Source organism: Bradyrhizobium jicamae, from assembly GCF_018130215.1.
In the GTDB taxonomy this organism is placed as follows: Bacteria; Pseudomonadota; Alphaproteobacteria; order Rhizobiales; family Xanthobacteraceae; genus Bradyrhizobium; species Bradyrhizobium jicamae_A.
In genome coordinates this window covers 31,752-50,090 of sequence record NZ_JAFCKQ010000039.1, presented here as the reverse complement: position 1 = coordinate 50,090, position 18,339 = coordinate 31,752, and the positions used below count along the sequence as shown (strand labels likewise).

Below are 18,339 nucleotides of genomic sequence, written 5' to 3'. Positions count from 1 at the left end.
TCGTCCCGACCGCCTGCGCGATCGGGACGCCGAGGGCGCTAGGGCGGTACAGCCCTATATACCCAAAATCCTGCGGGCGTTGGCTTTCAACACTTTGGGACGGATCTCCTCGCGGATGTCGAGCTTGGCAAAATCGGCGAGCCAGCGGTCCGGCGTGATGACCGGCCAGTCGGAACCGAACAGCATCTTGTCCTGCAGGATCGAGTTGATGTAGCGCACCAGGATCGGCGGGAAATATTTCGGCGACCAGCCGGAGAGGTCGATATAGACGTTCGGCTTGTGGGTCGCGACCGACAGCGCCTCTTCCTGCCAGGGGAACGAGGGGTGCGCGAGGATGATCTTGAGGTCGGGGAAATCAGCCGCGACGTCGTCCATGTACATCGGGTTGGAGTATTTGAGTCGCATCCCCATGCCGCCGGGCATGCCGCTGCCGACGCCGGTCTGGCCGGTGTGGAACAGCGCGATCGCGCCGCCGTCGTTGATCGCCTCATAGAGCGGATAGGCCATGCGGTCGTTGGCGTAGAAGCCCTGCATGGTCGGATGGAATTTGAAGCCGCGGACGCCGTACTCCTCGATCAACTTGCGTGCTTCGCGCACGCCGAGCTTGCCCTTGTGCGGGTCGATCGAGACGAACGGGATCAGGACGTCGAGATGGTCGGACGCGACCTCGAGCATCTCGTGATTGTTGTAGCGGCGGAAACCGGTCTCGCGCTCGGCATCGACAGGGAAGATGACAGCGGCGATGTTCTTGGAGCGGTAATAGGCTGCGGTCTCCGGCACGGTCGGCGGATGCTTGTGCGGCGACTTGAAGTAATCAGCCATCTGCGCCTGGAAATCGTCATAGCCGTCGTCCCCATGCATGCCGCAAGGCTCCTCGGCATGGGTGTGGATGTCGATCGCTGTGACCTTTTCAATGTCGGGCAGTTTGAGCTTGGGCATGGCGGCTTCCCCGGCGGCTTGATTGTTGGGTTCGCGAAAATGATTATACTATATAACGATTTTGGCAAGCCCGCCTCAAGGGGCCGCTCCCGATCATTGCCACCGTGCAAATTGCGACAATGTGTCTCGCCTGGCGGAACCCGAGCTGTGAGGCAGTTCATAGGGCGGTGGTTACTGACGAGACAGATTACAACCTGTAATTGCCAGAACCCCCCGATTTGGAAAACCCTGATTTGAAAGGCTTGCACCATGGCCGATACACAGCCCAACCTTTACGAAGTCTCCGGTCCCGGCATCAGCGTGACCTATTCGACGACGAGCATCACGGGGAAGCCGGTGCTCACCTATCACGACGCGGCGCAGACCAAGACCTTCACCGGCGACGAGATCCAGACCCAGACGTCCGTGCTCGGGACGCTCGTGAGCGTGTTCCTGATGCGGACCATCGACGGACCGTCAACGTCGTTCACGCTGCTGGTCCCGGGCGTGCGGCTGACCGGTCCCGAGGTCGTCAACATCTCGACCGAGGGCATCACGACGCTGCACAAATTCTCTATCGTCCGACCCCCGACCGGGCAGACCGAACTCTACACGGTCTACGCGCTCGAGGGGACCGCACGATTCGTAGTGTTCTAGAACACCCGCCATATCGCGACGCCGGGACTCAGTTCCGGCGGATGGCGGGTTTGGCGGCCGGGAGGTTGGGCTGGTCGGCCTCCCGGCGGCCTGATTGCCGAGCGATTTCAACGTCACGTCTGCGGCTTGTGCCGGTTCCGGCAGGTCCGGACGAGGTGAAAACCGCCCCGTTTCGGTTGACATTTGGCGGTCCGATGGCTTAGAAACCGCCCCGTCCCGGGCGGCAGGGCCGTTTGTCGGGATAAATCCCATTTTGCCTTTGGGCATTGATCAGGTACGGCCTCCGACACGGGCCTTTCGAAGCAACAGGATTGTCCCATGAAGGTCCGTAACTCGTTGAAGTCGCTGCGCGGCCGCCATCGCAACAACCGTCTGGTCCGCCGCAAGGGCCGGGTCTATGTGATCAACAAGGTCCAGCGCCGTTTCAAGGCCCGCCAGGGTTGATCGTCGGGGCTGATCGCCCTGCCTGCTCGCGCGCCATTCCCTTTCACAGCTCTTTGACGCCGTGCTGCTTTGCAGCGCGGCTTTGTGCGTCTAGACTTCCCGCCATGGGATCGAGTTTCCTAGGACGCAACAACCGGCTCGCGATGCTGATCGCGGCGCTGCTGGCGATGCCTGTTGCCGCCGTTGCGCAAGACGATCCGCGCGTCATTCCGCCGAAAGCCCAGAAGAAGCTGCCTGAAGCGCCAAGCAAGCTGCCGAGGGTCCCGGCCGATCGCACCCGCGGGCTGGACTTCCTGTTCGGCGCGCTGAAGGCCGCGCCGGACGAAGCCAGCGCCCGTCATGTCGAGGCACGGATCTGGGCCTTGTGGCTGCAGACCCCGAGCGACACCGCCGCGCTTCTGATGATGCGCGCCAAGGCCGCGATGGATGCCCAGAACGTTGACGTCGCTCTGAAGCTGCTGGATGCCGTGATCAAGCTCAGGCCCGACTATGTCGAGGCCTGGAACCGGCGCGCGACGCTTTATTACCTGAAGAGCGACTACGCCCGTTCGCTCGAGGACATTCAGCAGGTTCTGATCCGCGAACCCCGCCATTTCGGCGCGCTCGCGGGCCTTGGCATGATCATGCAGGATGTCGGCGACGACAAACGCGCGCTCGATGCATTCCGCAAGGCTCTGGCGGTCGATCCGTTCCTCGAGAAGGTGCCGGAGATGGTGAAGCAGCTCTCCGAAAAGGTCGAAGGCCGCGATATCTGATGGCGCGGGATTAACCACGATTCGCGTTCGGAACGCCGCGAACGGGAACGTGACTCACCGGTGCCGGCCTGCCCGCAATAGAATCCTGCCCAGGAGCAAAGCCATGAAAACATTGCTGCTGGCCGGCGCGATCGTGGTCGCAACCGGAACGACATGCCTCGCCGATGGCCTCTATTGGGTGGTCGGAAACCGCGCCACGGGCCGCTGCCCGATCGTCACCTCCAACCCGGTCATCTATGGCGACATCTGGTTCGGCGACGGACCCTACAAATCGATGGCGGACGCCAAGCTCGCTCGCTCGACGATTAGCGCCTGTCCGAAGGAGGATGATCCGTCGGACAGCCAGAGTGAGAACGACGAAGCGCGCTAGCCGCTAGTGCAGGAACCTGCCGCGCGGCGCGCTGTCCTGGGCGGCCGCCGCGTAAAACTGCTGCAGTTCGGCTTCCAGATGCTCGTTGACCAGGAGAAGCGCCTTGAGGGCGCCGCGCAGGTCACCATTGCAGCTTGCCACGATCTGCTCGATGGCCGCATCGCATGGGTCGGAAATCATGGTACTCCTCCGATTGTTCCCGTTGAACTCGTAGTTTGGGACGCCGGTTCCTGTGAATAGCGTGGATCGATCAGGGACCGTTCCGTATTCGATGTAGCATCGCGAGTGATGGCAAAATTGCCACCGGCAATGTATGAAATGGCTAATGACGCTGGTATGAACCCGCTATCCACAGGCTGGACGTATTGTGGATAATTTCGAGGCGGTGGGAAGCGACGCGGCGACCAGTGCGGCGCTCGATCAAAAGCCCAATCCCCCGGCAGCTCGATGCGTGGGATCGTCCGGATCATCCAGATGCTAATCACCATCGCCGTGCTCGCGATCGCCGCACTGGCGCTGACGACGCAATTCGGCGCCGTGCTGGTCAAGCGGGCCTATCCGCCGCAGGGCCGCATGATTGAGGTCGCGGGGGCACGGCTGCATGTGGTCGAGCTCGGGCCGCGCGATGCGGCAGGGCCCCCGGTGGTGATGCTGCATGGTGCAAGCTCCAACCTCCGCGTGATGCAGCATCCGCTCGGCGAGCGGCTCGCCAAAACCCGCCGCGTCATCCTGATCGACCGGCCGGGCCATGGCTGGAGCAGCCGCGACCGCGTCGAGGATTCAACGCCGGCGGTGCAGAGCCGGATGATAATGGAGGCGCTGACCGGGCTCGATGTCGACCGGGCGATCGTGGTGGCGCATTCCTGGGCCGGTGCACTCGGTCTCCGCATGGCACTGGACGATCCCGATCGTGTCGCCGGCCTCGTCCTGCTGGCACCCGTCGCCTATCCCTGGCGCGGTCGGGTGGGACGTTACAATGAGCTGATCGCAATGCCGCTGATCGGGCCGCTGCTCGCTCATACGATCACGTTGCCGCTCGGCACCCTCGTCACCACCTCCGGCGCCCGCGGCGTGTTCGCGCCGCAGACGATGCCCGATGATTTCGTCGAAAGCAGCGCGACGCAGCTATTGCTGCGGCCGCGCGAGTTCATCGCCAATGCCCATGATCTGGTGACGCTGAAGGCTGCCGTCACCGCACAGGCACCGCACTATCCGGAGATCACGGTGCCGGTCTCCATCATCTCCGGCGATGCCGACAAGACGGTCTCGACCGCGATCCATTCGCGCCCGCTCGCCGCCACCGCACCGCACGCCAGGCTCATCGTGCTTCCGGGCGTCGGCCACATGGTGCAACACGCAGCGCCCGATCTCGTGCTGTCGGAGATCGCGGCCATGGCCGACCGGATTGTGCAACCGACGACAGGGACGGACAGGACCGCGCCCGCGAATCTGTGATCCGCCCGAGGCTTGCGTGGCTGCATCGCGCCGAACATCATGCGGCCGCGCGGTTCATCAAAGGACAAGCCCCATGCGGATCGACAATGTCGCCGACCTCATCGCCGAAACACTCACCCAGGCCGGCGTGAAGCGCATCTTCGGCATCGTTGGTGACAGCCTCAACGGCCTGACCGAGGCCCTGCGCAAGCGCGGGACGATCGAATGGGTCCATGTGCGTCACGAGGAAGTCGCTGCGTTCGCCGCCGCGGGTGAAGCGCAGATCACCGGCGAGCTCGCGGTCTGCGCCGGCTCCTGCGGTCCCGGCAATCTCCATCTCATCAACGGCCTGTTCGACGCGCATCGCAGCCGCACTCCGGTGCTGGCGATCGCGGCGCAGATCCCGTCCGCCGAGATCGGCGGCGGCTATTTCCAGGAGACCCATCCGCAGGACCTGTTCCGCGAATGCAGCCATTATTGCGAGCTGGTGTCAGATCCGGCGCAGCTGCCCTACATGCTGGAGAATGCGATCCGCGCCGCGGTCGGCAAGCGCGGCGTCGCGGTGCTGGTGCTGCCGGGCGATGTCGCGTTCAAGCCCGCGCCGAAACGCAACGTCTCGCCCAATGCCGGTCTCCTGCCGCCGGCGCCGGTCGTGCGCCCCGCCGAGTCCGAGTTGACGGCGCTGGCCGATCTGCTCAATGGCGCCCGCCGTATCACGCTGTTCTGCGGCCGCGGCTGCGCCGGCGCACATGACAATCTGATGAAGCTCGCGGAGGCGCTGAAGAGCCCGATCGTGCACGCGCTCGGCGGCAAGGAGCATGTCGAGCACGACAACCCCTACGACGTCGGCATGACAGGCTTCATCGGCTTCTCCTCCGGCTATGCCGCCATGCACGCCTGCGACGTGCTGCTGATGCTGGGGACCGACTTCCCCTACAAGCAGTTCTTTCCGACGGACGTCAGCGTCGCGCAGGTCGACATCCGTCCCGAGCAGCTCGGCCGCCGCTGCAAGCTCGACCTCGGCCTCGTCGGCGACGTCAACGAGACCATCGCAGCCCTGCTGCCGAGACTTGCCCCCAAGACTGACCGCAAGCATCTCGACGCCGCCATGGCGCACTACAAGGACGTCCGCGCGGGCCTCGACGATCTCGCCCGGGGCAGGCCGGGCCAGAAGCCTATCCATCCGCAATATCTCGCCCGGCTGCTCAGCGAGCACGCTGCCGAGGACGCGGTATTCACCGCGGATGTCGGCACGCCGACGATCTGGTCGGCGCGCTATCTCAAGATGAACGGCCGACGTCGCCTGATCGGCTCGCTGGTGCATGGCTCGATGGCCAACGCAATGGCACAGGCGATCGGCGTGCAGGCGGCGCAGCGTGGCCGCCAGGTGGTGTCGATGTCGGGCGACGGCGGCTTTGCCATGCTGATGGGTGACCTGATCACGCTGACGCAGATGAAGCTGCCGGTGAAGGTCGTGATCTTCAACAACAGCGTGCTCGGCTTCGTGGCGCTGGAGATGAAGGCCGCCGGCTTCATCGAGACCGGGGTCGATTTGCAAAACCCCGATTTCGCGGCGATGGCCCGCGCGATGGGCATTCACGGCGTCAGGGTCGAGGATCCCGGCGAGCTCGAGGGGGCGGTCCGCGACGTGCTCGCCCATGACGGTCCGGCGGTGCTCGACGTCGTCACCGCGACCCAGGAACTGTCGATGCCGCCGACCATCACGCTGGAGCAGGTCAAGGGCTTCAGCCTCTGGGTGTTGCGTGCCGTGATGAGCGGCCGTGGCGACGAGGTGGTCGACCTGGCGAAGACCAATCTGTTGCCGCGCTGACCGCGGGGCGGTCGCGCCGGATGTGTCCTGCGAGCGACATCCCGTCGGCTCTGTCACGGGGGTGCCGACTAATCCGGCGCCTCGCCGGGACTCCGTGCTCACCACCGCGGCCGTCGAGATGAAGTGGATCAACGGCTGGTCCGCGGCGGCGACATTCGAGGGCGGGTTCTCCGACGTGACGCGGAGCTACGCCTGCAAGGGCGTCGTGCGCTACACCTGGTAGCGCAGCACGCTGGCCTCAGGAGAAGAAGCAATTACTGCTTCTGCTTGCCGTCCTTGTCGAAGGACGAGATGTAGGCCCAGATATTGTTGGCCTCGGTCTCGTTCTTGATGCCGGCAAACGCCATCTTGGTGCCGGGGATCTTGGCCTTCGGGTCCTTGATGTATTCGAGGAACTGTTCCTTGTTCCAGGTGATGCCGGAATTCTTGTTGGCGTCGGAATAATTGTAGTCCGGGGCGGAGCCGGAGTGGCGGCCGTCGAGGCCGTTGAGCTCGGGGCCGACCTTGTTCTTGGCGCCTTCGCCGATCGCGTGGCAGGCCAGGCACTTGTTGAACGAGGTCTTGCCAGCGGCAGCGTCCTGCGCCAGCGCGGAGGACAAGGAAGCCAGCGATGTGACGACCGCCAGCGCGCTCAAGGTCATTATCTTCATGGGGTTCTCTTCGTTTCGTCCCGGGAACAGTGATCTGTTTGTGGCATGGTCCGCTTGGGCCGGACAAGCCACGAAACCTTGACAGGTTTCATGATCGCCCGCTTGTCCCAGAGAGAACTCATCTGGCGCAAGGGTGGCAATCCGACCTTCGGCCCGCCTACCCAAACAGGTGCAGACGTGCTTGATTTGTCGTAACAAATCGACAGGGGGCAGAGGCTCCGAGGGAATCCCGATGTCCATCATGATGCCGGCTGCCGACCAGGCCGTCCTGAGCCGCCGTGGCGAGATCGTGGCGGCCTTGCGCGCCATCGTCCCGGGCGAGGGTGTGATCGATAGCGCAGCCGAACTGCAGGTTTACGAGTCCGACGGCCTGACCGCCTATCGGCAGCCGCCGATGGTTGCCGTGTTGCCCGACACGACGGAGCAGGTTTCGCGCGTCCTCAAATATTGCCATGCGCAGGGCATCAAGGTGGTGCCGCGCGGCTCCGGCACGTCGCTGTCAGGCGGGGCGCTGCCGCTCGCCGACGGCGTGCTGCTCGGTCTGGGCAAGTTCAAGCGCATCCGCGAGATCGATTTCGACAACCGCGTCGTGGTCACCGAGCCCGGCGTCACCAACCTTGCGATCAGCCAGGCGGTGGCCCATGCCGGATTCTATTACGCGCCCGACCCGTCCTCGCAGATCGCCTGCTCGATCGGCGGCAATGTCGCGGAGAATTCCGGCGGCGTTCACTGCCTGAAATACGGCATGACCTCCAACAACGTGCTGGGCTGCGAGATTGTCCTGATGAATGGCGAGATCCTGAGGATCGGCGGCAAGTCGGCGGAGAATGCCGGCTACGATCTGATGGGGATCATCACCGGCTCCGAGGGCCTGCTCGGGGTCATCACCGAGATCACGGTGCGCATCCTGCAGAAGCCCGAGACGGCACGCGCCATGATGGTCGGCTTCGCCGAGGTCGAGGCCGCCGGCGAATGCGTGGCTGCCATCATCGGCGCCGGCATCATCCCGGGCGGCATGGAGATGATGGACAAGCCCGCGATCCACGCTGCGGAAGCCTTTGTCCATGCCGGCTATCCGCTCGACGTCGAGGCGCTGCTGATCATCGAGCTCGACGGCCCCTCCGTCGAGGTCGACGAATTGATCAAGCGGGTCGAGGCGATCGCACTTGGCTGTGGCTCGACCACCTGCCAGATCTCGACATCCGAAGCCGAGCGCAATCTGTTCTGGGCCGGCCGCAAGGCGGCGTTCCCCGCGGTCGGCCGCATCTCGCCGGATTATCTCTGCATGGACGGCACGATCCCGCGCGGCGCGCTACCGAAGGCGCTGGCGCGGATCCGCGAGCTCTCGGAAAAATACCAGCTCGGCGTCGCCAACGTGTTCCATGCCGGCGACGGCAATCTGCACCCCCTGATCCTCTACGATGCCAACAAGCCCGGCGAGATCGAGCGTGCCGAAGCGTTCGGCGCCGATATCCTGCGCTGCTGCGTCGAGCTTGGCGGCGTGCTCACCGGCGAGCATGGCGTCGGCATCGAGAAGCGCGACCTGATGCCGGAAATGTTCACCGAGATCGACCTCAACCAGCAGCAGCGGCTGAAATGCGCCTTCGACGCGCAGGGCCTGCTCAACCCCGGCAAGGTGTTTCCGACGCTGCACCGCTGCGCCGAGCTCGGCCGCGTCCATGTCCACGCCGGCAAGCTGGCGTTTCCGGATATCCCGCGGTTCTAGAGCGTTTTCGAGCGAAATGGACGCGTGAAGAAAACGCGTCAGGCAGACGGGAGACCAGGGGTGATGCGCAATGGCTGACATCTCCCTCGGCACCTCCGCCACCGCGGCGCCGGTGCGGAGCGCGTCGTCCCGCCTGCTGTTCATCGACAATATCAGATGGTCGATGATCATCCTCGTGCTCTCGATGCACGCCTGCGACACCTACAGCCCGTTCGGCAACTGGTACTATGTCGACCGGAAGGCGACCGGGTTCGGCACGGCGCTGGTCTTCGGCGTCTATCAGAGTTTCCTGCAGGCCTTCTTCATGGCCGCGCTGTTCTTCATCGCCGGCCATTTCGCGGCCGCGTCCTTTGACCGCAAGGGCATTGCACCCTTCGTCCGCGACCGCGTACTGCGGCTCGGCCTGCCGACGCTGCTCTACATGCTCGTGATCGGTCCGCTGACGCAATATTTCCTGTCTTGGACCTGGGGCAGCGGCGGCTTCGGCCATCAATGGCTCCGGCATCTCGGGGATGGCGAATGGCTGTCGGAGACCGGGCCGATGTGGTTCTGCGCGGCGCTGCTCGTGTTCTCGATCCTCTACGGGCTGCTTCGCCTTGCCGGCTGGCGCGAGCCGCGGGTCGACCTCGGTGACGACCGGCCGAGCCGCCTCCGGCTCGCCGGCTTCATTGCCGCAATGGCGGCTCTGACCTTTCTGGTCCGCATCCGGCTGGACGAGGGCGCCTCGGTGCTCAACGTCCACCCCGGCGACTTCCCGCAATATGTCCTGATGTTCGCGGCCGGCACGCTCGGCTATCGCGGCAACTGGCTGGTCGGAATACCCGAGCGCTTCTGCGTGCGCGCGGGCCGGTTGATGCTCGCGGCTTCGGTGCCGCTGATCGGTGCGCTGATCCTGTTCGGCGGCGGGCTTTCGGGCGACACGCAGCTTTATTCCGGTGGCTTCAACTGGGTCAGCGCCGGCAAATGCCTGTGGGAGGCGCTGGTCTGTGTCGGCATGGGCCTGTTGATGCTTGCCATCTATCGCGGTCACTTCGACGGGCAGGGCGTTGTCGCAAGATTTCTCTCCGACAACGCCTTCGGCGTCTATCTCATCCATCCGCCGGTCCTGATCGCCTGCGCGATCCTGCTGCATCCGCTGGCATGGCCTGCGCTCGCCAAGGCCGCGCTGCTGACCTGCCTTGCGGCAACCGGCAGCTTTGCGGCCTCGGCGTTGATCCTGCGCAAGTCGCCGCTGCGCGCGCTGCTGTGAGCGCCAACGCAGCCGCGTCGCTCAGATCAGCGCGTATTGCGCGCGCTCGCGCTTCGCCAGCAGCGGCAGCGCCTGCTCGGCGATATAGGTCTTGAAGTAGGCGCTGTCCTGATGCGCCTTCAGCGCCGCTTCGTCCTGGAACAGCTCGTAGAACAGGAACTGCGCCGGATTGTCCTTGCCGCGACCGATCAGGAACAGCTTCGCACCCGGATCCTTCTGCGCTTCAGGCAGGAAACGGTCGAGGATCTCGGCGATCCTGTCGGCCTGACCTTCCTTGGCCTCCCATTGTGCCACCACCAAGAGGCCACCCGTATTGATGGCGTCGCTGATGGTTCTCGTGCTCATCGCATAGTGCTTCATCGGTCTTCCTCCTTCGCTTGGCTCCGATCGGGATTGCGACACTGCCCAGGGTGAGACGCCGGCGACCGCCATGATCGCTGCGAATGTGCCGATGGCCGACCGTCGGGTCGACATCGTGGCGATCTCGATTTCCGAACGCTGCATGATCATCTCCGATTGTCTCGCGGTGCCGTACCGCATGCAGGAGATAGGCGATCGACCGGCGGGTTCGGTTCGCCGATCATCGAAATGTCGATGTCGTGAATATTTCGATCATGATCGAAGCGTAGTAGCCGGCCGCGATGCGATAAGGGCGTGGTTCCCAGCGCCGGAGGCCGCCATGCAGACCATCGCACCAGAGCTTGCCGAACTCGCCGCATTGATCGCCGATCCCGGGCGCGCGAGCATCCTGTCGCGGCTGATGGACGGGCGGCCGCAGACCGCGAGCGAGCTCGCACAGGTCGCCGGCGTCACCCCGCAGACCGCGAGCTGGCACCTTGCGCGGCTGGCGAGGTTTTGCTTGCTCAAGGTCGAGCGGCGCGGTCCGCGCCGGCTCTATTGTCTGGCGAACCCGCTGGTCGCGCAGATGCTCGAGGGCATGATGACGGTCGCCGTCGCCGGGTCGCAGCCCCTCAGGCCGCCGCGGATCGACGACGAGATGCGGCGGGCCCGGACCTGCTATGACCACCTTGCCGGCGAGCTTGGGGTTGCGGTCAGCGATGCGATGCGCGAGCGCGGCTATCTCGTGCTTGATCATGAGGTGGGCGAGCTGACCGCCGCCGGGACGGCGTTCCTGTGCAGCCTCGAGATCGACCTGCGTCCCTCGTCGCGGCATCGGCGGGCATTGTGCCGGCCCTGTCTCGACTGGAGCGAGCGGCGTCCGCATCTGGCCGGCCGGGCTGGGGCCGCGCTTGCCGACCTCGCGTTCCGCCGGGACTGGATCCGCCGCCGGCCGGAGGGGCGTTCCGTCGAGATATCAGCAGCCGGGCTTGCGGCGTTCAGGACGCTGTTCGGCGCGCGCATTTGATTTCGGCGCCGAATTTCGATACCGCCTTACGCCGTGGACACGCTCAAGGTCAGAGACGCGAAAGACGTCGAAGAGGTGGTGCGCGCGGCCGTGGCCGGCGAGCAGCCGCTCGAGATCATCGGCCATGGCACCAAGCGCGCGATCGGCCATCCGACGGCGACCAATGCGGTGCTCGACCTCTCGGGCCTGAACGCCGTCACCGCCTATGAGCCGAACGAGCTGATCATCACGGTCCAGGCCGGAGCTCCGCTCGCCGACGTGCAGTCGCTGATCGATGCCAAGAACCAGCAATTCGCCTTCGAGCCGATGGATATTTCGGTTCTGCTCGGCGGGCCGGCCGCGGGCACGATCGGCGGCATGATTGGCGCCGGGCTGGCGGGGCCCCGCCGAATCAAGGCCGGCGGCGCGCGCGACCACCTGCTCGGCGCGCACGCGGTGTCGGGCTTCGGCGACAGTTTCAAGACCGGCGGCCGGGTGGTGAAGAACGTCACCGGCTACGACCTCTGCAAGCTCCTGACCGGCTCCTGGGGCACGCTCGCGGTCATGACCGAGGTTACGCTGAAGGTGATGCCGAAGCCTGAAAGCGAGCGCACATTGGTGCTGCGCGGGCTCGACGACGGCACGGCGAACCGGGCAATGACGGCAGCGCTCGGCTCGCCCTTCGACGTGTCGGGCGCGGCGCATCTGCCGCAGCAGGTGTTCCGGGCCGGGAGCGGAGCACTCGCAGGTCTTGCGGGATCGGGGCAGTCGGTGACGCTGGTGCGGCTCGAGGGCATCGCGGCGTCGGCGGTGCATCGGGCTGGCTCGCTCGGCGCGCTGCTGTCCTCCTATGGGACGGTCGAGACCCTCGCAGATGCCGCCTCGCTTGCGGTGTGGGCCGGCTTGCGCGACGTGCAGCCGTTCGCCGCGAATGCCGCGCTCGGGGCGTGGCCGGTGTGGCGCATCGTCTGCCCGCCGGCCTCCGGTGGCGCGCTTGGAGAGGGGCTGGCGCGCGACAGCGGCGGGGACGTGATCTACGACTGGGGCGGCGGACTGATCTGGGCCGCGCTGCCGCCGAGTGCAGATGCGCAGGCTCGGCTGGTGCGCAGCCGGGTCGCGGCCGCCGGCGGACACGCCACCCTGATCCGTGCCAGCGAAGAGGTGCGCCGCAACGTCGATGTGTTCCAGCCGCAGCCGGACGGGCTTGCCGCGCTCGGCGAGCGGGTCCGCAACAGCTTTGATCCCAGGAGCGTCCTCAACCGAGGCCGGATGAGGCGAGGCGGGGCCGCATGAAAACCGAATTCAGCCTCACCCAACTCGCCGATCCCGACATCAAGGAAGCCGACAAGATCCTGCGCGCCTGCGTGCATTGCGGCTTCTGCACCGCGACCTGCCCGACTTACGTGCTGCTCGGCGATGAGCTCGATAGCCCGCGCGGCCGCATCTACCTGATCAAGGAGATGCTGGAGAAGGACAAGCCGCCGACGCCTGACGTGGTCAAGCATATCGACCGCTGCCTGTCGTGCCTCGCCTGCATGACCACCTGTCCATCGGGCGTGAACTACATGCACCTCGTCGACCAGGCCCGGGTCCGGATCGAGCGGGACTACACGCGGCCGCTCACGGAGCGGCTGTTGCGGTCGGTGCTGGCTTTCGTGCTGCCGCGGCCGGGCGTATTCCGGATCGGCATGATCCTGGCCGGGCTCGCGCGCCCGTTGACGAAGCTGCTGCCGACCCCGTCGGTCGGTGCATCGAGCCCCGGCCTGCTGCGCCGGATCACGGCGATGCTGGCGCTGGCGCCGCGCAGCCTGCCGCAGCCCGGACCTTTGGCCGGAACCGTGTTCGCGCCGGCCGGCCGGCGCCGCGGCCGGGTCGCGTTGCTGCAGGGCTGCGCCCAGCAGGTGCTGGCGCCGCGAATCAATCAGGCCGCTATCAACGTGCTGACGCGGCACGGCATCGAGGTCGTGCTGGTCAAGGACGAGCAATGCTGCGGCGCGCTGACCCACCATATGGGCCAGGACGGCGACGCGCTCGAGCGCGCGCGCGCCAACATCACGGTGTGGCAGAGGGAAGCGGACCTGAACGGTCTGGACGCCATCCTGGTGACGACCTCGGGCTGTGGGACAGTCGTCAAGGACTATGGCTACCTGCTGCGCGAGGACCGCGCTTTCGCGGAGCCGGCCAAGCGAATCTCCGCGCTGGCAAAGGATATCAGCGAGTATCTCGCGGGCATCGAACTCGCGCCGTCGACGCAAAAAGGCGACGTCACCGTCGCCTATCACTCAGCCTGTTCGTTGCAGCATGGACAGAAAATCACTCAACTTCCGAAAGAATTGCTTTCCAAGAATGGATTCGTGGTGAAAGATGTGCCTGAGAGCCATTTGTGTTGCGGTTCGGCGGGGACCTACAACATTCTCCAGCCCGACATTGCGAGCAGATTGCGCGATCGCAAGGTCGCCAATATTGCGCTTGTCAAACCGGACATGATCGCTGCGGGCAATATTGGCTGCATGGTTCAGATTGCCGGCGGCACGTCAGTCCCCGTGGTGCACACGATTGAGCTTCTCGATTGGGCGACAGGAGGTCCCCGGCCAGGATTGAATTGATCGACTGCTACTCGAGCATGATCCGGACCTTAGCCTTCTGCCGACGCGTCAGCCTCGCGCCGACGTTACGTGAAGGACCGGCTCTCCCTCGCCACAGGCGCGCAGCGTCGATGCGGCGATCATGCCCGACGAGCGAAGCGGAAGGCGCCTCTTGCGGAGGTGCAGCCGCTGTCCGGCAAGCGATCACTTCAATACGCCCGGTGGACTCACATCAGCGGCAACAGGAGGACCACGATGGCGAAGAAAGCGAAGAAGGCGAAGAAGAGCAAGAAGGCCAAAAAGGCCAAGAAGGCGGTAGCGGCGAAGAAGAAGTCCGCGAAGAAGTCGGTCAAGAAGGCCGCCAAGAAGTCCGCGAAGAAAGCCAAGAAGGCGCCGAAGAAGAAGGCTGCAAAGAAAGCTGCAAAGAAAGCTGCGAAGAAGGCCGCCCCGAAGAAGGCCGCGCCGAAGAAGGCAGCGCCCGCGGTAGCGGCACCCAAGACGGTCGCCAAGAAGAGCGCGCCGAAGAAAGCCCCGAAGCCGGTCGCTGCCGCGCCTGCACCCGAACCCGCGCCGCAGCCTGCGCCGAGTTGGGCCACGCCAAGCCACGAGCCGGCTCCTAGCTACCCCTCCGATGGAGGCGAGCACCACTAGCCGAATCCCGGTGCCGGATTCCGGCGCTCTCGGGGAGCGCGAACTGGACTGATGTTCAAAGCCGCAGCGGTCGCCGCTGCGGCTTTTTCAGTTGCGGGCCGATTTCCGTGCCGGGCCAATACCGCGTGACCGTCCGAGCACGGGACTCGGCCGATCCCCGCCGCCCGCTGGCCCACCGCTCGTTTCGCCTCACGCCTTCAACCTTGTTGTTCAAATGCAACACTCACTGAGCAACGTTTGCCGAGAGGGCTTGAACGCCCAAAAAGTCAGCATCTGCAACTCTTTTTGGCTTCAAGACTCCGTGCGCGCGTTTCAAATTGGACACACGCGATTTGTTGCAGTCCGGTTATCGCATGCCCTGGGGGGCCACCTGTGCAGGGCTGTCTGTCAAGTAAATGGGGACCGTCATGAAGAAACTGGCTTTGTTAGCAACGGCGCTAGCAATGATCTCGAGCTCGGCGATGGCAGCCGACATGGCGGTGAAGGCCGTCAAGGCGCCGCCGCCGGCTCCGTTCGATCCCTGGGATATCGCCTTTGGCGCCGGTGTCATGAACGACTACATCTTCCGTGGCGTCACCCAGTCCAACCACAATCCGTCGGTCACCGCCTATTTCGAGCCGCGCTACAACGTCACAAAGGACCTGCAGCTCTACGTCGGCACCTCGACCGAGAGCATCTCCTTCGCCAACCGCGCTGCTGCTGAAGTCGACGTCTACGGCGGTATCCGCCCGACCTTTGGCGCCTTCGCCTTCGACGTCGGTATCTGGGGTTACCTGTATCCGGGTGGAACCTGCTTCTTCGGCGCGCCGTTCGACACCGCGGGCAACGCGGTCGGCCCAGAGTGCGCCACCAATTTCCTGCTGAACGGCAACGTGATGAAGAAGGACGTCAGCTTCTTCGAGGTCTACGGCAAGGTCACCTACACGATCAACGACAACTGGGCGTTCAGCCTGAACGAGTACTATTCACCGAACTTCCTCAACACCGGCGCCTGGGGCAACTACTCCTCGATCATCGGCAAGTACACCGCGCCGAGCACCGTGTTCGGCAGCAGCGGCGTCGGCATGTATGTGTCGGGTGAGTTCGGCCGGCAGTGGCTCGGCACGTCCGACAGCTTCTATGGCGTCCCGGCGTTCCCGAACGGCATCAAATATGCCGACTACGACACCTGGAATATCGGCATCGGCTTCACCTACAAGGTGTTCACGCTCGATCTGCGCTACTCCGACACGGACCTCTCGAAGGGCAATTGCAGCGCCTTCACCAGCGCCTTCAATGCCTCCGGCACGACCGACGTGACCCCGATCAACCCACTCGGCACCGGCTCCAACTGGTGCGGCGCGGCCGGCATCGCCAAGCTCTCGGTCGACCTGACGGCGGCGTCCAATCTGAAGTAAGCTCTCCTTGCGGAGACCAGAGGGGCGGCAGATCGATCTGCCGCCCCTTTTGCTTTTTGGCAGTCGCGCGGCAGACTGCACCTTCTCCCTTGCGAGTCGCGCTTGCGGGAGGTCGACGCGCTCGGCAGCGCTCGTGCGCGCCAGAGCGCGGCGGGTGGGGCTCTCCACGATGCGATCCGCCCCATCCCAGTCCTCCCCCGCAAGCGGGAGAGGGAGCCCAGCGCCTGCGGGACCTGAAGCAGCGAAGAGGGTGAACCGACGTCGCAGGCAGCCTACGACGCGGCGACCTCGACCGGGTCGCGCAAGGTGAAGCGGTCGGCATCACGGACCAGCGTGACGTGGCGCTGATGGAAGGCCTCGAGTGTCGAGCGGTGACCGATCGAGACCACCGTGGTCGACGGCAGCTTCTCGGCGATCAGCTTGTAGAGCGCGGCTTCCGACGGCTCGTCGAGCGAGGCGGTTGCCTCGTCCAGGAACAGGAATTGCGGCGCGTGCAACAGCGCCCGCGCGATGCCCAGCCGCTGCTGCTCGCCGAGCGACAGCATCCGGTTCCAGTGCGCCTCCTCGTCGAGCCGCGCGGCAAGCTGCGGCAGGCCGACGGCCGCGAGTACGTCGTGGACCCGATTGGCGTCGTATTCCGCGGCTTCGCCGGGATAGACCACCGCCGCATGCAGCGATCCGATCGGCAAATAAGGCCGCTGCGGCAGCATCATCAGCGTCGTGCCGGCCGGAATCTCGACCGTGCCGGCGCCGTAGGGCCAGATCCCGGCCACGGCGCGGAACAGTGTCGACTTGCCGGCACCGGAGGGGCCGGTGACCAGCGTCCGCTCGCCGGGACGGAAGCTGAAATGATCGGCCGAGACCAGCGGCGCGCCGTTCGGCAACTCGACCAGGAGCTGCGGCAGCGCGATCTCGCCGGCAGCCGCCGGCCTTGTGTGGATGTAGGCGGGATCGGCAGCCAGATTTTCGGCGTTTGCGATCGAAGTCTCGAAGCCTTCGAGACGGGAAACCACCGCGCGCCATTCGGCGAGGGTGCGGTAGGCCGACACGAAGAACGAGAGCGCGTCCTGCACCTTGCCGAAGGCCTCGGCGATCTGGATCAATGCGCCAAGCTGGACCGTCTTGCTGACGAAATAGGCCGGGCCGGCAAGCGCAAAGGGAAACACCACCGAGGCCTGCGCGTAGCTTCCCGTGAAAGCGGTCAGCCGCTTGGTCCGGCTCATGATGCCGTACCAGTTGCCGATCACGCGGCCGAAACGCTCCGACAGCCGTTCGCGCTCCGCCCCCTCGCCCTTGAGCAGCGCAATCTGTTCGGAGTTCTCGCGCACCCGCACCAGGTTGAAGCGGAAATCCGCCTCCAGCCGCTGCTGGTCGAAGTTGAGATTGACCAGCGGCGAGCCGATCCACTGCGTCAGCGCCGTCCCGAGCACGGCGTAGATGATCGCGCCCCAGACCAGATAGCCCGGTATCGAAAAATCGACGCCGAACAGCAGCAGCGGCAGAACCTTCGACAATCCCCACAGGATCACCACGAAGGAGGCGAGCGAGACGACCGAGTTCAAAAGCCCGATGCCGATCGCCAGCGTCTGGCTGACGAACAGCTTGATGTCGTCGGTGATGCGCTGATCGGGGTTGTCGGCGGCATCGCCGACCAGCTGCATGCGGTAGTGATTGGCGCCGTGCAACCAATTGCGGAGATACTTGCCGGTCATCCAGTTGCGCCAGCGGATCTGCAGCCACTGGTTCAGATAGAGCTGATAGATTCCAAGGACCACCGACGCCGCAGCCAGCAGACAGAACACCAGCAACTCGCGCTTGAACGTGTCCCAGTCCTTGTCCTGGAGCGCGGTATAGAAGCGGTTGCGCCATTGATTGATCAACACGTCGAGTCCGACGGACACCAACTCCATCACGACCAGCGTGGCAAGCAGAACGCGGCCTGCCAATTTGTCCTCGGAGCTGAAATAAGGCGAGGCGATGCGCCACACCGTGGCGAGCGTCGAGCGGATGTTGTTCACAGATTATCGTCTCCGGGGAATGACCAGCAAAGGCCTGAAGAATCGGGACAATCGGGATGTGTCTAGACTAAAGTCGTAGCACTGGCATGCAAGCGTTCGCTTGTCCCGGCGTTCAAGTCAACCCTAGCATGCTGGCAACGGTGCGGGGCGGGGGCCCTAGGGTTTTTCGCGAGGATGTGAGCGATCCTTACCGATCGTTCATTCGCGAGCCAACCTTCAAGCGCATTCGAGAAGCCTCCCGCGATCGTGCCAGGCGCGCCCAGACCGTTCACGCCGGCGGTCGCGCTGCACAATGCGTGGGGAGATGCC

The 18,339-nt window shown here is 64.9% G+C and carries 18 protein-coding genes and 1 pseudogene; 14 read left to right on the top strand and 5 right to left on the bottom strand.

Annotated elements, in window-relative coordinates:
• Positions 1 to 54: 54 nt before the first annotated feature.
• On the bottom strand, positions 55 to 939 hold the full coding sequence (locus JQ586_RS30345; protein WP_212398304.1) for an amidohydrolase family protein: 885 nt from the start codon (positions 937 to 939) through the stop codon (positions 55 to 57).
• A gap of 249 nt (positions 940 to 1,188) precedes the next feature.
• On the opposite strand from JQ586_RS30345, the gene JQ586_RS30340 reads away from it, so the two are divergent.
• The 4 genes from JQ586_RS30340 (at position 1,189) to JQ586_RS30325 (ending at position 3,144) form a co-directional block, all read left to right on the top strand.
• Complete coding sequence (locus tag JQ586_RS30340) at positions 1,189 to 1,575, top strand: hypothetical protein (RefSeq protein ID WP_212398303.1); 387 nt, start codon at positions 1,189 to 1,191, stop codon at positions 1,573 to 1,575.
• 318 nt (positions 1,576 to 1,893) lie between these two features.
• Entirely contained in the window at positions 1,894 to 2,019 is a 126-nt protein-coding gene (gene ykgO, locus JQ586_RS30335; protein WP_002718645.1) for a type B 50S ribosomal protein L36, read from the top strand.
• A gap of 104 nt (positions 2,020 to 2,123) precedes the next feature.
• Positions 2,124 to 2,774, top strand: coding sequence for a tetratricopeptide repeat protein (locus JQ586_RS30330; protein ID WP_212398302.1), 651 nt, complete (start codon positions 2,124 to 2,126; stop codon positions 2,772 to 2,774).
• A gap of 103 nt (positions 2,775 to 2,877) precedes the next feature.
• Positions 2,878 to 3,144, top strand: a complete 267-nt coding sequence (locus tag JQ586_RS30325; protein WP_212398301.1) for a hypothetical protein — start codon at positions 2,878 to 2,880, stop codon at positions 3,142 to 3,144.
• Positions 3,145 to 3,147: 3 nt separating this feature from the next.
• Here the strand turns inward: JQ586_RS30325 and JQ586_RS30320 are convergent, their stop codons facing one another.
• Complete coding sequence (locus tag JQ586_RS30320) at positions 3,148 to 3,324, bottom strand: hypothetical protein (RefSeq protein ID WP_212398300.1); 177 nt, start codon at positions 3,322 to 3,324, stop codon at positions 3,148 to 3,150.
• Between the two features lie 294 nt (positions 3,325 to 3,618).
• Between JQ586_RS30320 and JQ586_RS30315 the strand changes: the two genes are divergently transcribed.
• From JQ586_RS30315 to JQ586_RS41190, 3 genes and pseudogenes are all read left to right on the top strand, one after another.
• A complete protein-coding gene (locus tag JQ586_RS30315) occupies positions 3,619 to 4,599 on the top strand; it encodes an alpha/beta fold hydrolase (protein ID WP_212398299.1) in 981 nt (326 codons plus the stop codon).
• A 73-nt stretch (positions 4,600 to 4,672) separates the two neighbouring features.
• Complete coding sequence (gene poxB, locus JQ586_RS30310; RefSeq protein WP_212398298.1) at positions 4,673 to 6,409, top strand: ubiquinone-dependent pyruvate dehydrogenase; 1,737 nt, start codon at positions 4,673 to 4,675, stop codon at positions 6,407 to 6,409.
• A gap of 76 nt (positions 6,410 to 6,485) precedes the next feature.
• Positions 6,486 to 6,632 (top strand): annotated as a pseudogene (locus tag JQ586_RS41190) (autotransporter outer membrane beta-barrel domain-containing protein); the annotation flags it as partial.
• Positions 6,633 to 6,663: 31 nt separating this feature from the next.
• On the opposite strand, the gene cycA reads toward JQ586_RS41190, so the two are convergent.
• Positions 6,664 to 7,059 carry a cytochrome c-550 CycA gene (gene cycA / locus JQ586_RS30305; RefSeq protein ID WP_212398297.1) on the bottom strand — a complete coding sequence of 132 codons (396 nt, stop codon included), beginning with the start codon at positions 7,057 to 7,059 and terminating at the stop codon, positions 6,664 to 6,666.
• Positions 7,060 to 7,291: 232 nt separating this feature from the next.
• On the opposite strand from cycA, the gene JQ586_RS30300 reads away from it, so the two are divergent.
• Both JQ586_RS30300 and JQ586_RS30295 read left to right on the top strand, forming a co-directional pair.
• Positions 7,292 to 8,785, top strand: coding sequence for an FAD-linked oxidase C-terminal domain-containing protein (locus tag JQ586_RS30300; protein ID WP_212398296.1), 1,494 nt, complete (start codon positions 7,292 to 7,294; stop codon positions 8,783 to 8,785).
• A gap of 70 nt (positions 8,786 to 8,855) precedes the next feature.
• Complete coding sequence (locus JQ586_RS30295; protein ID WP_212398295.1) at positions 8,856 to 10,034, top strand: acyltransferase family protein; 1,179 nt, start codon at positions 8,856 to 8,858, stop codon at positions 10,032 to 10,034.
• A 21-nt stretch (positions 10,035 to 10,055) separates the two neighbouring features.
• Here the strand turns inward: JQ586_RS30295 and JQ586_RS30290 are convergent, their stop codons facing one another.
• Complete coding sequence (locus JQ586_RS30290) at positions 10,056 to 10,538, bottom strand: putative quinol monooxygenase (protein ID WP_249148366.1); 483 nt, start codon at positions 10,536 to 10,538, stop codon at positions 10,056 to 10,058.
• A 175-nt stretch (positions 10,539 to 10,713) separates the two neighbouring features.
• On the opposite strand from JQ586_RS30290, the gene JQ586_RS30285 reads away from it, so the two are divergent.
• From JQ586_RS30285 to JQ586_RS30265, 5 genes are all read left to right on the top strand, one after another.
• Positions 10,714 to 11,400, top strand: coding sequence for a helix-turn-helix transcriptional regulator (locus JQ586_RS30285; RefSeq protein WP_212398294.1), 687 nt, complete (start codon positions 10,714 to 10,716; stop codon positions 11,398 to 11,400).
• Positions 11,401 to 11,433: 33 nt separating this feature from the next.
• Positions 11,434 to 12,672: an FAD-binding protein gene (locus tag JQ586_RS30280; RefSeq protein WP_212398293.1), complete on the top strand. Its 1,239-nt coding sequence runs from the start codon at positions 11,434 to 11,436 to the stop codon at positions 12,670 to 12,672.
• Positions 12,669 to 13,985, top strand: a complete 1,317-nt coding sequence (glcF, locus tag JQ586_RS30275; RefSeq protein WP_212398292.1) for a glycolate oxidase subunit GlcF — start codon at positions 12,669 to 12,671, stop codon at positions 13,983 to 13,985. Before JQ586_RS30280 ends, glcF begins: the two co-directional genes overlap by 4 nt.
• A gap of 234 nt (positions 13,986 to 14,219) precedes the next feature.
• Positions 14,220 to 14,615, top strand: coding sequence for a histone (locus JQ586_RS30270; RefSeq protein ID WP_212398291.1), 396 nt, complete (start codon positions 14,220 to 14,222; stop codon positions 14,613 to 14,615).
• Positions 14,616 to 15,022: 407 nt separating this feature from the next.
• Positions 15,023 to 16,012, top strand: a complete 990-nt coding sequence (locus tag JQ586_RS30265; RefSeq protein ID WP_212398290.1) for a TorF family putative porin — start codon at positions 15,023 to 15,025, stop codon at positions 16,010 to 16,012.
• A gap of 272 nt (positions 16,013 to 16,284) precedes the next feature.
• On the opposite strand, the gene JQ586_RS30260 is transcribed toward JQ586_RS30265, so the two are convergent.
• Positions 16,285 to 18,030 (bottom strand): ABC transporter ATP-binding protein/permease, encoded by a 1,746-nt coding sequence (locus JQ586_RS30260; protein WP_212398289.1) that lies wholly within the window; start codon positions 18,028 to 18,030, stop codon positions 16,285 to 16,287.
• Between the last annotated feature and the right edge of the window lie 309 nt (positions 18,031 to 18,339).

Bases quoted from the DNA above. Each gene is read 5' to 3' on its own strand.
- ykgO (WP_002718645.1), top strand. From the start codon at position 1,894: ATGAAGGTCCGTAACTCGTTGAAGTCGCTGCGCGGCCGCCATCGCAAC.
- JQ586_RS30265 (WP_212398290.1), top strand. From the start codon at position 15,023: ATGAAGAAACTGGCTTTGTTAGCAACGGCGCTAGCAATGATCTCGAGC.
- JQ586_RS30330 (WP_212398302.1), top strand. From the start codon at position 2,124: ATGGGATCGAGTTTCCTAGGACGCAACAACCGGCTCGCGATGCTGATC.
- JQ586_RS30270 (WP_212398291.1), top strand. From the start codon at position 14,220: ATGGCGAAGAAAGCGAAGAAGGCGAAGAAGAGCAAGAAGGCCAAAAAG.
- JQ586_RS30315 (WP_212398299.1), top strand. From the start codon at position 3,619: ATGCTAATCACCATCGCCGTGCTCGCGATCGCCGCACTGGCGCTGACG.
- glcF (WP_212398292.1), top strand. From the start codon at position 12,669: ATGAAAACCGAATTCAGCCTCACCCAACTCGCCGATCCCGACATCAAG.
- JQ586_RS30285 (WP_212398294.1), top strand. From the start codon at position 10,714: ATGCAGACCATCGCACCAGAGCTTGCCGAACTCGCCGCATTGATCGCC.
- poxB (WP_212398298.1), top strand. From the start codon at position 4,673: ATGCGGATCGACAATGTCGCCGACCTCATCGCCGAAACACTCACCCAG.
- JQ586_RS30290 (WP_249148366.1), bottom strand. From the start codon at position 10,538: ATGCAGCGTTCGGAAATCGAGATCGCCACGATGTCGACCCGACGGTCG.
- cycA (WP_212398297.1), bottom strand. From the start codon at position 7,059: ATGAAGATAATGACCTTGAGCGCGCTGGCGGTCGTCACATCGCTGGCT.
- JQ586_RS30300 (WP_212398296.1), top strand. From the start codon at position 7,292: ATGTCCATCATGATGCCGGCTGCCGACCAGGCCGTCCTGAGCCGCCGT.
- JQ586_RS30320 (WP_212398300.1), bottom strand. From the start codon at position 3,324: ATGATTTCCGACCCATGCGATGCGGCCATCGAGCAGATCGTGGCAAGC.
- JQ586_RS30295 (WP_212398295.1), top strand. From the start codon at position 8,856: ATGGCTGACATCTCCCTCGGCACCTCCGCCACCGCGGCGCCGGTGCGG.
- JQ586_RS30325 (WP_212398301.1), top strand. From the start codon at position 2,878: ATGAAAACATTGCTGCTGGCCGGCGCGATCGTGGTCGCAACCGGAACG.
- JQ586_RS30340 (WP_212398303.1), top strand. From the start codon at position 1,189: ATGGCCGATACACAGCCCAACCTTTACGAAGTCTCCGGTCCCGGCATC.
- JQ586_RS30345 (WP_212398304.1), bottom strand. From the start codon at position 939: ATGCCCAAGCTCAAACTGCCCGACATTGAAAAGGTCACAGCGATCGAC.